The sequence below is a fragment of the Streptomyces sp. CB01635 genome, assembly GCF_002803065.1.
Taxonomy (GTDB): Bacteria; Actinomycetota; Actinomycetes; order Streptomycetales; family Streptomycetaceae; genus Streptomyces.
Genome location: NZ_NNBL01000041.1, coordinates 30,848 through 45,948, shown reverse-complemented (window position 1 = coordinate 45,948; position 15,101 = coordinate 30,848). Strand labels below are relative to the sequence as shown.

The following is a 15,101-nucleotide window of genomic DNA, read 5'->3' as shown; positions in this document are numbered from 1 at the left end:
GCTCACCCCACATGCCTGCGCGCCCGCAGCGCGAGGCTCAACGCGAGCACCGTCTGCGGGTCGTCGAGGTCCGTGCCGAGCAACTCGCTTATGCGGGCGAGGCGGTTGTAGAGCGTCTGGCGGTTCAGATGGAGTTCGCGGGCCGTCTCCGCCTTGCGGCCCGCGTGCGCCAGATACGTCTGGAGCGTGGGAAGCAGCGGGGGCTTGGCGCGGCGGTCGTGGGCCTGGAGGGGTCCGATCGCGCGCTCCACGAACGCCGCCAGGTCCGGATGGTCCCGCAGCCGCCACAGCAGCAGGTCGATGTCGAGGCGCCGAGCGTCGTACCAGGGCCGGTCCGCCAGCCCCTGCGCCGCCGTGGCCGTCTCGGCCGCGTGCCGCAGGCCGGCCGCAGCCGCGGCCCAACCGCCCGCGCCGCCGACCACGACGACCGGCGGCTGCGTCCCGGCGCGCTGCATGCCCGCCCGCTCGACCCCCGCCCGCAGCGCCGCGGCCACCCGGTCCGCGACCGCCGTGCGCTCCGAGTCCGACCGCAGCCCGAGCAGCAGGGGAACGCGCCCCTCGACGGGCCGTACGCCGAGCAGGACCGGAACGCCCACCGCGGCCAGCTCCTCGGCGACCGCCCTGGCGAGGACCGCCCAGCCGCCGCCGGGGGAGAGGCCCACCGAGCCCACCGACGCCTCGGGCAGCCGCATCACGACCGGCAGCAGCGGCCCCTGGCCGCCCGGCTTGAACCCGAGGACGCGCGCCTGCGCCGGGGCGTCGTCCGGCGTGATCCGGCCCTCCGAGAGATCCGTGAGGAAGTCACCGCGGCCGCGCGCCGCCAGCTCCTCCTCCTGGCGGGCCTGCATCAGCACGACGGCGAGGCTGCTCGCCGCCCGTTCCGCCGCGATCCGGTGCACGGGCGCCAGCGGTGCCGCGACCGGCAGCAGCACGAGGCGTGCCCGCACGGACCCGGTGCCGGGCCCGCCGCCGGGCACGTCGACGAGCACGGCTCCGGCGGGAGGCTCGTCCCGGTCGGCGGGCTTGCCGCGCATCCCCTCCCACACCTGGAGCGGGTCGGCGACCTCGGGCTCGCCCCCGGCCGCGTACAGGAGCTGCCCGTCAGCCGTCTCCAGGAACACCGGGTTGCCGCTGAACTCCGCGAGGATGCGCAGGACTTGGGGCACTCCGCCGCCGCCGAGCAGGGCCTCGGTGCAGCGCCGGTGCACCTCCTCGGCGCGCTGGAGGAGCGCGTAGTGCCCGTTGACGATCTCGGTGTGGACCTCCTCGGTGACCGTCACGAACGGCACCTCGCGGTGCAGCTGCACCAGCGGGAGGCCGGCCGTGCGCGCGGTCTCCACGAGTGCGGCCGGCAGCCGTGCGAAGCGCTGGCCCAGCTCGATGACGAGGGCGGAGATGCCGCGGTCGGCGAGCTTGCGGACGAAGGCCCGCTGCTCGGCGGGGCGCGTGCCGATGCCGAACCCGGTGGTCAGGAGCAGCTCGCCGCCCTTGAGGAGCGAGGCGATGTTGGGCACCTCGCCGGCGTGCACCCAGCGCACCGTGCGCTGCAGCCGGTCCGCGCCCGCCACCACCTCCGGGAGCCCGCTGCGCAGACCTGGCAGTTCGAGGGCCCGCTGCACGGTGATGCCGCCCTGGGGGCCGGGCGCGCTGCTGTGGGGGGCCTGAGTGTCCATGGTGCGGACGCTACCTGCGCGCACGTTCCTGGAAAACCTCCGGCCACCAGGCAGGACGCGCTGACGCCGCCGGCGGCGCGTCCGCAGGGGGAACGCGCCGCCGGAAAGGAGATCAGAGAGCCGGGCTAGCCGCCGTACGCCCCCGAGGCCGTCAGCCGCAGTGCCGTGTCGATCAGGGGCACGTGGCTGAACGCCTGCGGGAAGTTGCCGACCTGGCGCTGCAGACGCGAGTCCCACTCCTCGGCGAGCAGTCCCAGGTCGTTGCGCAGCGACAGGAGCTTCTCGAAGAGCGTGCGGGCCTCGTCCACGCGGCCGATCATCGCCAGGTCGTCGGCCATCCAGAACGAGCAGGCGAGGAACGCGCCCTCGTCGCCCTCCAGGCCGTCGACACCCGCGTCTTCGCCCGTCGTCGGGTACCGCAGGATGAAACCGTCCGGCGTCGAGAGCTCCCGCTGGATCGCCTCGATCGTGCCGATGACGCGCTTGTCGTCGGGCGGCAGGAAGCCCATCTGCGGGATCAGGAGCAGCGAGGCGTCCAGCTCCTTCGAGCCGTACGACTGGGTGAACGTGTTGCGTTCCTTGTCGTAGCCCCGCTCGCACACGTCCCGGTGGATGTCGTCGCGCAGCCTGCGCCACTTCTCCAGCGGCCCGTCCGCGTCACCCGACTCGATCAGCTTGATCGTGCGGTCCACGGCGACCCACGCCATCACCTTCGAGTGAACGAAGTGCCGGCGCGGCCCGCGTACCTCCCAGATGCCCTCGTCCGGCTCGTCCCAGTGCTTCTCCAGGTAGCGGATCAGCTTGAGCTGGAGCAGGGACGCGTAGTCGTTGCGGGTCAGGCCCGTCATGTGCGCCAGGTGCAGCGCCTCGGTGACCTCGCCGTAGACATCCAGCTGGAGCTGGTGCGCCGCGCCGTTGCCGACCCGCACCGGCGCCGAGTTCTCGTAGCCGGGCAGCCAGTCGAGCTCCGCCTCGCCCAGCTCGCGCTCGCCCGCGATCCCGTACATGATCTGCAGGTTCTCGGGGTCGCCGGCGACCGCGCGCAGCAGCCAGTCACGCCAGGCGCGGGCCTCTTCGCGGTAGCCGGTGCGCAGCATGGACGAGAGGGTGATCGCCGCGTCGCGCAGCCAGGTGTAGCGGTAGTCCCAGTTGCGGACACCGCCGATCTCCTCGGGCAGCGACGTCGTCGGCGCGGCGACGATGCCGCCGGTCGGCGCGTACGTCAGTGCCTTCAGCGTGATCAGCGAACGGACCACAGCCTCGCGGTAGGGCCCGTGGTACGTACAGTGCTCGACCCACTCGCCCCAGAACTCCTCCGTCGCCTCAAGTGACCCCTCGGGGTCGGGGAGGGCCGGAGGCTTCTGGTGTGAGGGCTGCCACGAGAGGGTGAACGCGATCCGGTCACCCGGCGCCACCGTGAAGTCCGAGTACGTCGTCAGGTTCTTGCCGTACGTCTCCGTGGACGAGTCGAGCCACACGGAGTCGGGGCCCGCGACCGCGACCGTGCGGCCGTCGACCTTGTGCACCCACGGCACGATCCGCCCGTACGAGAAACGCATGCGCAGCGCCGAGCGCATCGGGACGCGGCCGCTGATGCCCTCCACGATCCGGATCAGCTGCGGTGCGCCGTCACGCGGCGGCATGAAATCGGTCACTCGGACCGTGCCGCGGGGGGTGTCCCACTCGGATTCGAGGATCAGTGAATCGCCGCGGTACGTCCGGCGCGCCGCGGTCGGCGGTTCGGCCTCCGCGGCGTGCGCCGGTCCCAGCCGCCAGAAGCCGTGTTCCTCCGTGCCGAGCAGGCCGGCGAAAATGGCATGCGAGTCGAAGCGTGGGAGGCACAGCCAGTCGACTGTTCCGTCCCGGCAGACCAGGGCAGCGGTCTGCATGTCTCCGATGAGTGCGTAGTCCTCGATGCGCCCGGCCACGTGCATCTCCAGTCGAACGGCCACGTACGCCCCCGGAAGGGCGATCGCTCTGCGGTCTCTGCGGTCAAGGGTTCGTGTTGGTGCGTCGTCGTAAAAACGAACTGACGAGCTCTTGTTCCGGGAGTAACGGGCGGGGGTAGTGCCGTTTGCCGGCCTGGCTCGGCAGCGAGTGTCCGAGCAGGATACGACGCAGCGCAGTGATCCGCGCGCCCGTCCCGGCAACCGAGGTGGGCCGAAAGAGTGAGCGGTGGGTGAGGTTTCGGTGATGCTGTGGTGAGGCATGTGCGGAGCGTGGCCGGAAGCGGCCTCGCCCACTCGCTGTTACCCTGGTAGCCCGTGGACCGGTGCGCTTCTGCAAGCAGTCGAAGCCCCCGAACCGCAGCGACGGCACCCCCGGAAATCTCCGGACCAGGCAAGCCGGTACGCATTCCAGACCGCGACCACGGGAGCCCCCTCTTGGCCATGACGCCCAAATCCACGACGACCAAGCACATCTTCGTCACCGGGGGTGTCGCCTCCTCCCTCGGCAAGGGGCTGACGGCCTCCAGCCTGGGTGCGCTCCTCAAGGCGCGTGGTCTGCGGGTCACGATGCAGAAGCTCGACCCGTACCTGAACGTCGACCCCGGCACGATGAACCCCTTCCAGCACGGTGAGGTGTTCGTCACCAACGACGGCGCCGAGACCGACCTGGACATCGGCCACTACGAGCGCTTCCTCGACGTGGATCTGGACGGCACGGCCAACGTCACCACCGGCCAGGTCTACTCCCAGGTGATCGCCAAGGAGCGGCGCGGCGAGTACCTCGGCGACACCGTCCAGGTCATCCCGCACATCACGAACGAGATCAAGCACCGCATCCGCCGCATGGCCACGGACGACGTCGACGTCGTCATCACCGAGGTCGGCGGCACGGTCGGTGACATCGAGTCCCTGCCGTTCCTGGAGACCGTCCGTCAGGTCCGCCACGAGGTCGGCCGCGACAACGTCTTCGTCGTGCACATCTCGCTGCTGCCCTACATCGGCCCCTCCGGCGAGCTGAAGACCAAGCCGACCCAGCACTCGGTCGCCGCCCTGCGCAACATCGGTATCCAGCCGGACGCGATCGTCCTGCGCGCCGACCGCGAGGTGCCCACCGCGATCAAGCGCAAGATCTCCCTGATGTGCGACGTCGACGAGGCGGCCGTCGTCGCTGCCATCGACGCCCCGTCGATCTACGACATCCCGAAGGTCCTGCACACCGAGGGCCTGGACGCCTATGTCGTGCGCAAGCTTGACCTGCCGTTCCGCGACGTGGACTGGACGACCTGGGACGACCTGCTCGACCGCGTCCACAACCCCGACCACGAGATCGTCATGGCGCTCGTGGGCAAGTACATCGACCTGCCCGACGCCTACCTGTCGGTGACCGAGGCGCTGCGCGCCGGCGGCTTCGCCAACAAGGCCCGCGTCAAGATCAAGTGGGTCGCGTCCGACGACTGCAAGACCGCGTCCGGCGCCAAGAAGCAGCTCGGCGACGTGGACGCGATCTGCATCCCCGGCGGCTTCGGCGACCGCGGCGTGTCCGGCAAGGTCGGCGCGATCCAGTACGCCCGCGAGAACAAGATCCCGCTGCTCGGCCTCTGCCTCGGCCTGCAGTGCATCGTGATCGAGGCCGCGCGGAACCTGGCCGACATCCCCGACGCGAACTCCACCGAGTTCGACGCCGCCACCGCCCACCCGGTCATCTCCACGATGGCCGAGCAGCTCGACATCGTCGCCGGTGAGGGCGACATGGGCGGCACCATGCGCCTGGGCATGTACCCGGCGAAGCTCGCCGAGGGCTCCATCGCGCGCGAGGTGTACGACGGCAAGGAGTACGTCGAGGAGCGTCACCGTCACCGCTACGAGGTGAACAACTCCTACCGCGCCGAGCTGGAGAAGAAGGCCGGTCTGCAGTTCTCCGGCACGTCGCCGGACGGCAAGCTCGTCGAGTACGTGGAGTACCCGCGTGAGGTGCACCCTTACCTGGTCGCGACCCAGGCGCACCCCGAGCTCCGCTCCCGCCCGACCCGCCCGCACCCGCTCTTCGCGGGCCTGGTGAAGGCGGCCGTCGAGCGCAAGACCGGCGGCGCGGCGAACGGCAAGAAGGCCAAGTAAGCCATGTAGGACAAGGGTTGTACGGTTGCCGGGGTGCGTGCCTTTTGGGGTGCGTGCCCCGGTTTCTGTTTACGTGCGTAGAAGGACGTGTCGACATGACGACGATCAAGGACACCGCCGAGGAGTGGGAGGTCCGGGCGACCGCGACCCCCTTCGTCGGGAACAAGACCTCTGTGCGCACCGACGACGTGGTCATGCCCGACGGCTCGGTCGTCCGCCGCGACTACCAGGTCCACCCCGGCTCCGTCGCCGTCCTCGCCCTCGACGACCACGGCCGCGTCCTGGTCCTCAAGCAGTACCGCCACCCCGTGCGGCACAAGCTCTGGGAGATCCCGGCCGGACTGCTCGACATCCCCGGCGAGAACCCGCTGCACGCGGCCCAGCGCGAGCTCTACGAGGAGGCGCACGTCAAGGCCGAGGACTGGCGCGTCCTCACCGACGTCTACACGACCCCCGGCGGCTGCTCCGAGGCCGTCCGGGTCTTCCTGGCCCGCGACCTGTCCGAGGCGGAGGGCGAGCGCTTCGAGGTGGAGGACGAGGAGGCCGACATGGAGCTGGCCCGCGTCCCCCTGGAGGAGCTCGTACGCGGCGTGCTGGCCGGCGAGCTGCACAACAACTGCCTGGTGGTGGGGGCGCTCGCGCTGACCGCCGCGCAGGCCGGTGGCGGCCTGGAGTCGCTGCGGCCGGCCGAGGCTCCCTGGCCCGCCCGTCCGTTCGAGGCGTAGGCGCGGGCTGTGCACCGGAGGGGCCGATTCCCGTCGGCCCCTCCTGTCACACCATCCGCTGATCCGATTGAGGGACTTCCCCGCGCCGCCCGCCAGGGAACGCCGTTCCGCCTGAACTAGGCTCTCAAAGCGTCCCGCCCGAACCTCCGGCGGGTTCGGCACAGGTGGACGGAGCGTGGCCCGTGACGGATCAGGCGGTCGAACCGAAGGACGGACTGAAGAACAGTCAGTTCCTGGGCCGCAGCCGTGAGTTGAAGGAACTGCGCGCCGACATCGAGCGCGCGGGACTCGACACGATCGCCGGACGCAAAGCGCCACGCGCGCGCGTGCTGCTCATCGCGGGCCGCCCCGGATCCGGTCGTACCGCGCTTGCCGAGGAACTCCTGAGCCAGGTCGCCGCCGGCTACCCGGACGGCATCCTGCGGACCCGCCTCACCGCCCCGGACGGCACCCGCGTCCCCACCGAACGCACCGCGCGCGAACTCCTCGACAGCCTCGACCTCCCGGCGCCCCCCGGCGAGGGCGAGGACGACCTCGCCGAGCGGCTGCGCGAAGGACTCTCCGTACGCCGGGCCGTGCTGTTCCTCGACGACGCGACGGACGCCGAACAGGTCGACCCGCTGCTCCCGGAGACCCCCGACTGTCTGGTCGTCGCCGTGTCCGAGGGGCCGCTGACCGGAATCTCGGACGTGCGGCCCTGCACGCTCGGCGGCCTCGACACGAAATCCGCCCTCGAGCTGCTCGGCCGGCACACCGGATCGGTCCGCATCACCGTCGACCCGCGCTCCGCGGAGTCCCTCGTCGAGGAGTGCGGGTCCCAGCCCGCGGCGCTGATGCTGGCGGGCGGCTGGCTCGCCGTACGTCCCAAGGAGGCCGTGGCGGACCTGGCCAAGCAGCTGCACGCCCAGGCCGACGACGGGCCCCCGCTCGCCCGCGTCTTCCAGCACGCCTACGCGTCCCTGCCGGTGCCCGCCGCCCGGATACTGCGCTACTTGTCCCTCGCCCCCGAGGGCCATGTCGACCCGCACACCGCGTCCGCGCTGGCGGGCTGCTCCGTCTCCGCCGCCCGGACCACCCTCGACGACTTCACCGTGCTGGGCCTGGTCGGGCGGATCGACTCCGAGCTGCCGCAGTACGAGGTGCCCGGCTGCCTGATGCCGCTGCTGCGGGGCCTGACCGAGGCCCACGACCGGCCCGGCGAGGTGCAGCTCGCCCGCGCCCGGATGCTGGAGCGCACGGTGCGCCTGCTCCAGTCCTGCCGCGCGATCACCGAACCGGAAGGCTCGCCCGCCCGCAAGAAGCTCGCGGGGCTGCCCCGCGCCCTGCGCTTCCCGAATCCCGCTGCGGGCGCCGAGTGGCTGCGGGTCCGGCGGCCCGCGCTCCTGGCCGCCGCCCGCCTCGCCGTCGCCGACGGGGAGCTCGACACCCTGGCCAGGCGCCTGATGGCGGCCCTGACGCGGGCCCTGGCCGTCCACGTCGGCACCGAGGCCGCCGCCCCCGACCTCTACGGCATCCACCGCCTCGTCCTCGACGTCGCCGAGCGCAGGAAGCTGCCCCGCGAGAAGGCCGCGGCCCTCCTGAACCTCGCCGACCTCGACGCGCGGACCGGCCGCACCCAGGAGGCGCTCACCCGCTACCGGGCCGCTCTGGACGCCGGACGCGAAGCCAGGGACCCGTACGCGACCGGCCGCGCGATGGAATCCGTAGGCGGCACGTACCAGGAGCTGGGGGACTGGCACCGGGCCGCCGACTGGTACGGGCGCGCCCTCGCCCAGCGGCTCACCCGCGGCGAGCGCGCCGACGCCGCGCGGCTGCACGGACGCATCGGCACGGTGAACACGTACGCGGGCCGTTACGGCGACGCGCTGCGCAGCTGGCGCTCGGCCGCCGCCGGGTACCGCAAGGAGGGTGATGTCGCAGCTCAGGCGCGGGCGTTGAGCGAGATGGCGCGTGTCCAGGAGTACGCGGGCCGGCCCGAGGAGTCGCTGCGCACCTGCCATGAAGCGGTCGAGTGGGCGCGCCAGGCCAAGGACGTGCGACTGCAGGCCGCGCTGCAGCTCCGCCTGGCCGACACGCTCGACCGGCTCGGCGACCCCGCGGCCGCCAAACTGCACCGCGGTGCGGCCGAGCGCATGCTGGGAGAGGAGCTGCCGATCGAAGGAAAGACCCCAGAACAGGGCGCTGACACCTACGAAATCCGCAGTGCATCCGAGGAAGATTGATGCTTTGAAAGGCTAGACAGCTAGAAATCCTTCATTAGACTGGCTCCGCCGCGTACTTCCGTGGTGTCTCCCGGTGCGCCCCCTGACGCGCTGGTATGTAGTGCATTGCCCGAGAAATCCCTGAGCCAAGGACCGTGATCGACGATGAAGGTCGGCATCCCCCGCGAGGTCAAGAACAACGAGTTCCGGGTGGCCATCACCCCCGCCGGTGTGCACGAGCTCGTGCGCAACGGCCACCAGGTCTTCGTCGAGCAGAACGCCGGCGTCGGCTCCTCGATCACGGACGACGAGTACGTCTCGGCCGGTGCGCAGATCCTCGGCACCGCCGACGAGGTCTGGGCCACCGCTGACCTGCTTCTGAAGGTCAAGGAGCCGATCGCGGAGGAGTACCACCGCCTCCGCAAGGACCAGACGCTCTTCACCTACCTGCACCTCGCCGCCTCCAGGGAGTGCACGGACGCGCTCCTCGAGTCCGGCACCACCGCCATCGCGTACGAGACGGTCGAGACCCCGAACCGCGCGCTCCCGCTGCTCGCCCCGATGTCCGAGGTCGCGGGCCGCCTGGCCCCGCAGGTCGGCGCCTACCACCTGATGGCCGCCAACGGCGGCCGCGGTGTCCTGCCGGGCGGTGTCCCGGGCGTGCTCGCCGCCAGGGCCGTCGTCATCGGCGGCGGCGTCTCCGGCTGGAACGCCGCGCAGATCGCCATCGGCATGGGCTTCCACGTGACCCTGCTCGACCGCGACATCAACAAGCTCAAGGAAGCCGACAAGATCTTCGGTACGAAGATCCAGACCGTCGTCTCCAACGCCTTCGAGCTCGAGAAGGCGTGCCTCGAGGCGGACCTCGTCATCGGTGCCGTCCTCATCCCGGGCGCCAAGGCCCCGAAGCTGGTCACCAACGAGCTCGTCTCCCGCATGAAGCCGGGAAGTGTCCTTGTCGACATCGCGATCGACCAGGGCGGCTGCTTCGAGGACTCGCACCCGACGACGCACGCCGAGCCGACCTTCCCGGTCCACAACTCGGTCTTCTACTGCGTCGCCAACATGCCCGGCGCCGTGCCCAACACGTCGACGTACGCGCTGACGAACGCCACGCTGCCGTACATCGTCGAGCTCGCGAACCGCGGCTGGGTCGAGGCCCTGCGCCGCGACCCGGCGCTCGCCCTGGGCCTCAACACCCATGACGGCAAGGTCGTTTACCGCGAGGTCGCCGAGTCCCACGGCCTCGAGTACACCGAGCTGGAGTCCCTCCTCGGCTGACGCCGACGACTCATCGACCACTTTCGTCAACGGAAGTCGTCAATCTCACGCCTGCGGCCGGACCTTGTGAGGGGTCCGGCCGTATGCGTATCACTTACGCATCAATGCGGACTTGGTCAACTCGCCTCGAACGTAACCCTTTAACCGATTCGCGCACCCGCGAAACGCTTCGAACCGACGCCGTGCACCCTTGACACAAGGGTGTTCCGTTGCCGACACATCGGGCCGGGTAAGGCGGATTGTGTTGCTGCGGACCGGTGACACGCCATAGAGTCGCCAACCGTCGGCATGGTGCCACGCTGACCTATCTAGAAGTTTCCTGGTCACCAAGGAGGTAAGACGACTTGTGAATGAGTCGACATTTACTCCCGGGGGTGGTCAACCAGGAACGGTTGCGAGGGAGCAAGGTCCCGCGGGGCTCGAGGCTGTCGGCTCCGTCGCGGTCCGTACCTTTGCCGCCCGTCAGAGCAGCCCCCTGCAGACGCAGACAGCACCCCAGAGCATGGATGGCCATCACGTGAACGCCATGGCCGGCGACCGAAGTGGCGAACGCACCCACTTCGCCGACTACGACGAACTGCCCGAGGGGCACTTCTACGACCCCGACGCCGAGTACGAGCCGGACCCCGAGTACGCGGCCACGCTCGCGCCCGACGCTGCCCGTCAGCGCCGCGAGCGTGTGGGCCCGACCGGGCGCCCGCTCCCGTACTTCCCGATCCCAGGCCCGCTGACCGACCACGGCCCCGCGAAGATCATCGCGATGTGCAACCAGAAGGGCGGCGTCGGCAAGACCACGTCGACCATCAACCTGGGTGCCGCGCTCGCGGAGTACGGACGCCGGGTCCTGCTCGTCGACTTCGACCCGCAGGGCGCGCTCTCGGTCGGTCTCGGCGTGAACCCGATGGAACTCGACCTGACGGTCTACAACCTGCTCATGGAGCGGGGCATGGCCGCCGACGAGGTCCTCCTGAAGACCGCGGTCCCGAACATGGACCTGCTGCCGAGCAACATCGACCTGTCCGCCGCCGAAGTGCAGTTGGTGAGCGAGGTCGCGCGCGAGTCCACGCTCCAGCGGGCGTTGAAGCCGCTGATGGCCGACTACGACTACATCGTGATCGACTGTCAGCCCTCGCTCGGCCTGCTCACCGTGAACGCCCTGACGGCGGCTCACAAGGTGATCGTGCCGCTCGAGTGCGAGTTCTTCGCGCTGCGCGGTGTCGCGCTGCTCACGGAGACCATCGAGAAGGTCCAGGAGCGGCTCAACCCCGACCTGGAGCTCGACGGCATCCTCGCCACGATGTACGACTCCCGCACGGTGCACAGCCGTGAGGTGCTCGCGCGTGTGGTCGAGGCGTTCGACGATCACGTCTACCACACCGTGATCGGCCGGACCGTGCGCTTCCCGGAGACCACGGTCGCCGGTGAGCCGATCACGACGTACGCCTCCAACTCGGTCGGCGCGGCCGCCTATCGCCAGCTCGCCAGGGAGGTGCTCGCCCGGTGTCACGCCGAGTGAGTCTGCCGGGGGCCGACGAACTGTTCCGTACGACCGGGGGGATGGGGCTGCAGGCCTCCTCCCCGAGGCGCCCGGTCAACGGTGAGGCACGGGTGCCCGCGCCGGCGGGTGAGAGCGACGCCGTCGCCGCCGAGGAGAAGCAGCGCGGCGAGGGCGGTGAGAGCGCCGAACACGCGGCGGCGGACGACGAGTCTGGCGAGTCCCGCAGCCGTGCCACCGAGGGCGACCAGCCCGCGGGGCGCCGCCCGCCGCAGGGGCAGGAAGGTTCTGCCTCCGCGGGGTCGTCGCGCAAGCGCTCCCGGGCGCCCGCCAACCGGCGGCCCAGCGGGCGTGAGCGCCACGACGAGAAGATCACGGTGTATGTCTCCGCCGAGGAGCTGATGGACCTCGAGCACGCGCGCCTCGTGCTCCGCGGGGAGCACGGGCTCGCCGTGGACCGTGGCCGCATCGTCCGCGAAGCGGTCGCCGTCGTGCTGGCCGACCTCGAATCGCGCGGAGACGCGAGCATTCTCGTACGCCGACTGCGCGGGCGGTAGCGGTAACGTCCGCCTGATGCCCGGATACGACGACGACTCCTCCACGCCCGGCCGGGGCGCGCGGCGACGCGCGCTGGGCCGGGGGCCGGGGACGACGCGGCTGTCGGCGTCGGAGCCGGAGGCTGCTCCTGAGCCGGATGCCGTCCCGGAGTCGGAGCTTGTTCCTCAGCCGGATGCTGCCCCGGAGCCGGATGCTGCCCCGGAGCCGGAGCCGGAGCCGGACCCGGAGCTCGTTCCTGAGCCGGATGCCGTCCCGGAGCCCGAAGTTCAGGAGCTTGCGGGTCCCGGCCCGGATCTGGAGATTCAGGAGCCCGCGGGATCCGGCCCGGAACCGGAACTTGAGCAGCCGGTGCCCGATGACGGGCGGTTCAAGGTACGGCTGGCGAACTTCGAGGGGCCCTTCGATCTGCTCCTCCAGCTGATCTCCAAGCACAAGCTGGACGTCACCGAGGTCGCCCTGTCCAAAGTGACCGACGAGTTCATGGTGCACATCCGCGCCATGGGACCCGAGTGGGATCTCGACCAGACCACCGAGTTCCTCGTCGTCGCCGCCACGCTCCTCGATCTCAAGGCCGCCCGGCTGCTGCCGACCGCCGAGGTCGAGGACGAGGCCGACCTCGCGCTCCTCGAAGCGCGTGACCTCCTGTTCGCCCGGCTGCTCCAGTACCGCGCGTACAAGAAGATCGCCGACATCTTCAGCGAGCGGCTCGACGAGGAGGCGCGGCGCTATCCGCGGACCGTCGGTCTGGAGCCGCACCACGCCGAGCTGCTGCCGGAAGTCGTCATCAGCATCGGGGCGGAAGGATTCGCCCGGCTCGCAGTGAAGGCCATGCAGCCCAGGCCGAAGCCCCAGGTGTACGTCGACCACATCCACGCCCCGCTGGTCAGCGTGCGCGAGCAGGCCGGGCTCGTCGTGGCACGGCTGCGGGAGCTGGGCGAGGCGAGTTTCCGGGTGCTGGTGGAGGACACCGACGACACCCTGACCGTCGTGGCCCGCTTCTTGGCGCTCCTGGAGCTGTACCGGGAGAAGGCCGTGAGCCTGGAGCAGGAGGAGGCCCTGGGGGAGCTTCTCGTGCGCTGGACCGGCGGGGAGAGCGAGGGGGAGCCGACCGTCACGGACGAGTTCGACAGGCCTCCCGAGACGGCCGGCAAAGACGGTGGAGAGACGAAGGCCGAGCGGGGCGGGGCGGAGGAGGAGCAGGCATGACGGGCATGAGCGGGCAGGAAGTCGTCGCCGGGGCCGACCGGGTCGCCGAGCTGGATCTCAGGCCGGCCCTGGAGGCCGTACTGATGGTCGTCGACGAGCCTGCGACCGAGGAGCACCTCGCGAAGATCCTGGACCGGCCCCGAAGGGCCGTGGCGGACGCCCTGCGGGCGCTGGCGGACGAGTACACGGTTCAGGGCCGCGGCTTCGAGCTGAGGCTCGTGGCGGGCGGCTGGCGCTTCTACACCCGGCCGCAGTACGCGGCGGCCGTGGAGCGTTTCGTGCTCGACGGGCAGCAGGCCCGGCTCACCCAGGCGGCCCTGGAGACGCTCGCGGTCGTCGCGTACCGCCAGCCGGTCAGCCGCTCGCGGGTCTCCGCGGTGCGCGGGGTGAACTGTGACGGCGTGATGCGGACCCTCCTCCAGAGGGGCCTCGTGGAGGAGGCGGGCGCGGAACCCGAAACAAGTGCGATCCTGTACAGGACGACGAACTACTTTCTGGAGCGGATGGGCCTGCGCGGCCTGGACGAGCTCCCGGAACTCGCGCCCTTCCTTCCGGAGGCGGACGCGATCGAGGCCGAGACGCAGGAAGGGGTTCCGTCGTTCGACCCGGACGCACCCGATGCGCCGGGTTACGAGGACGCAGACGACTAGACGGAACTTTTGATGCGAAGCAGCAGCAGCGGCAGGAACAGCAGCGGAAACAACGGCGGGAGCCGTGGTGGCAACAGCGGCGGCCGCGGCAGCAGTGGCGGCGGTGGCGGTCGCGGCGGCAGCACCGGCGGCGGTGGCCGCGGTGGCAGCGGCGGTGGCGGCGGTGCTCGCGGCGGCAGCGCCGGCGGCGGTCGCGGGAACTACCGGGGTGCCGGCAACGACCGTGACGACAAGCAGGGCCGGCCGAGCAAGCCGCGTCCCGAGGAGCGTCGCTACGACGTGAGCCCCGGCGACAGCGGCGGCGCCGGGCCGAGGAAGGGCCGGGGCGCGGCAGCGCGCGGCGGCGCCAAGGGCGGCCCCCGTGCCTCTCAGGGCACCGGTGCCCGCGGCAGCGGCCGCGGCGCCCCGTCGACCTCTCGGGAGTACGACGCCCGGCAGGAGGAGCGCAACCGCGACCGTTACGCGGGCAGGCCCACCGTCAAGACCCCCAAGACCTTCCCGGGCGCCGAGCAGGAGGGCGAGCGGCTCCAGAAGGTGCTCGCGCGGGCCGGATACGGCTCCCGGCGCGCCTGCGAGGAGCTCGTCGAGCAGGCCAGGGTCGAGGTCAACGGCCAGATCGTGCTCGAGCAGGGTCTGCGCGTCGACCCCGAGAAGGACGAGATCAAGGTCGACGGCCTGACCGTGGCCACGCAGTCGTACCAGTTCTTCGCGCTGAACAAGCCGGCCGGTGTCGTCTCCACCATGGAGGACCCCGACGGCCGCCAGTGCCTGGGCGACTACACGAACAACCGCGAGACGCGGCTGTTCCACGTCGGGCGGCTCGACACCGAGACCGAGGGCATCATTCTGCTCACCAACCACGGAGAGCTGGCCCACCGCCTCACGCACCCCAAGTACGGCGTGAAGAAGACCTACCTCGCGCACATCGTGGGCCCGATCCCGCGTGACCTGGGCAAGCAGCTCAAGGACGGCATCCAGCTGGAGGACGGGTACGCGAAGGCGGACCACTTCCGCGTCGTCGAGCAGACCGGCAAGAACTACCTCGTCGAGGTCACCCTGCACGAGGGCCGCAAGCACATCGTGCGGCGCATGCTCGCCGAGGCCGGGTTCCCGGTCGACAAGCTGGTGCGGGTGTCCTTCGGGCCGATCGCGCTGGGCGACCAGAAGTCGGGCTGGCTGCGGCGCCTGTCCAACACCGAGGTCGGCATGCTGATGCAGGACGTCGATCTGTAAGCGGTCTCTTGAAGC

At 70.9% G+C, this 15,101-nt stretch carries 11 protein-coding genes; 9 read left to right on the top strand and 2 right to left on the bottom strand.

What is annotated here, in order from left to right; genetic code table 11:
* Positions 1 to 2: 2 nt before the first annotated feature.
* Positions 3 to 1,673 (bottom strand): PucR family transcriptional regulator, encoded by a 1,671-nt coding sequence (locus CG723_RS43090; protein ID WP_100599015.1) that lies wholly within the window; start codon positions 1,671 to 1,673, stop codon positions 3 to 5.
* Between the two features lie 125 nt (positions 1,674 to 1,798).
* Positions 1,799 to 3,607: a glycoside hydrolase family 15 protein gene (locus tag CG723_RS43085; RefSeq protein WP_100599014.1), complete on the bottom strand. Its 1,809-nt coding sequence runs from the start codon at positions 3,605 to 3,607 to the stop codon at positions 1,799 to 1,801.
* A gap of 456 nt (positions 3,608 to 4,063) precedes the next feature.
* Between CG723_RS43085 and CG723_RS43080 the strand changes: the two genes are divergently transcribed.
* The 9 genes from CG723_RS43080 (at position 4,064) to CG723_RS43040 (ending at position 15,086) form a co-directional block, all read left to right on the top strand.
* Positions 4,064 to 5,737 (top strand): CTP synthase, encoded by a 1,674-nt coding sequence (locus CG723_RS43080; RefSeq protein WP_100599013.1) that lies wholly within the window; start codon positions 4,064 to 4,066, stop codon positions 5,735 to 5,737.
* Between the two features lie 95 nt (positions 5,738 to 5,832).
* Positions 5,833 to 6,462 carry an NUDIX domain-containing protein gene (locus CG723_RS43075; protein ID WP_100599012.1) on the top strand — a complete coding sequence of 210 codons (630 nt, stop codon included), beginning with the start codon at positions 5,833 to 5,835 and terminating at the stop codon, positions 6,460 to 6,462.
* Between the two features lie 182 nt (positions 6,463 to 6,644).
* Positions 6,645 to 8,684 carry a tetratricopeptide repeat protein gene (locus tag CG723_RS43070; protein WP_100599011.1) on the top strand — a complete coding sequence of 680 codons (2,040 nt, stop codon included), beginning with the start codon at positions 6,645 to 6,647 and terminating at the stop codon, positions 8,682 to 8,684.
* Positions 8,685 to 8,828: 144 nt separating this feature from the next.
* The gene (gene ald / locus CG723_RS43065; protein ID WP_100599010.1) at positions 8,829 to 9,944 is read left to right on the top strand and encodes an alanine dehydrogenase; all 1,116 of its coding nucleotides are present in this window, start codon (positions 8,829 to 8,831) and stop codon (positions 9,942 to 9,944) included.
* Positions 9,945 to 10,290: 346 nt separating this feature from the next.
* Positions 10,291 to 11,460 carry a ParA family protein gene (locus CG723_RS43060; RefSeq protein WP_100599009.1) on the top strand — a complete coding sequence of 390 codons (1,170 nt, stop codon included), beginning with the start codon at positions 10,291 to 10,293 and terminating at the stop codon, positions 11,458 to 11,460.
* Complete coding sequence (locus CG723_RS43055; protein ID WP_199842111.1) at positions 11,445 to 11,996, top strand: hypothetical protein; 552 nt, start codon at positions 11,445 to 11,447, stop codon at positions 11,994 to 11,996. Before CG723_RS43060 ends, CG723_RS43055 begins: the two co-directional genes overlap by 16 nt.
* A 16-nt stretch (positions 11,997 to 12,012) precedes the next feature.
* Positions 12,013 to 13,203 carry a segregation and condensation protein A gene (locus CG723_RS43050; RefSeq protein WP_100599007.1) on the top strand — a complete coding sequence of 397 codons (1,191 nt, stop codon included), beginning with the start codon at positions 12,013 to 12,015 and terminating at the stop codon, positions 13,201 to 13,203.
* The gene (gene scpB / locus CG723_RS43045) at positions 13,200 to 13,853 is read left to right on the top strand and encodes an SMC-Scp complex subunit ScpB (RefSeq protein ID WP_398377150.1); all 654 of its coding nucleotides are present in this window, start codon (positions 13,200 to 13,202) and stop codon (positions 13,851 to 13,853) included. Before CG723_RS43050 ends, scpB begins: the two co-directional genes overlap by 4 nt.
* A 12-nt stretch (positions 13,854 to 13,865) precedes the next feature.
* Positions 13,866 to 15,086 carry a pseudouridine synthase gene (locus CG723_RS43040; protein WP_100599006.1) on the top strand — a complete coding sequence of 407 codons (1,221 nt, stop codon included), beginning with the start codon at positions 13,866 to 13,868 and terminating at the stop codon, positions 15,084 to 15,086.
* Positions 15,087 to 15,101 lie beyond the last annotated feature (15 nt).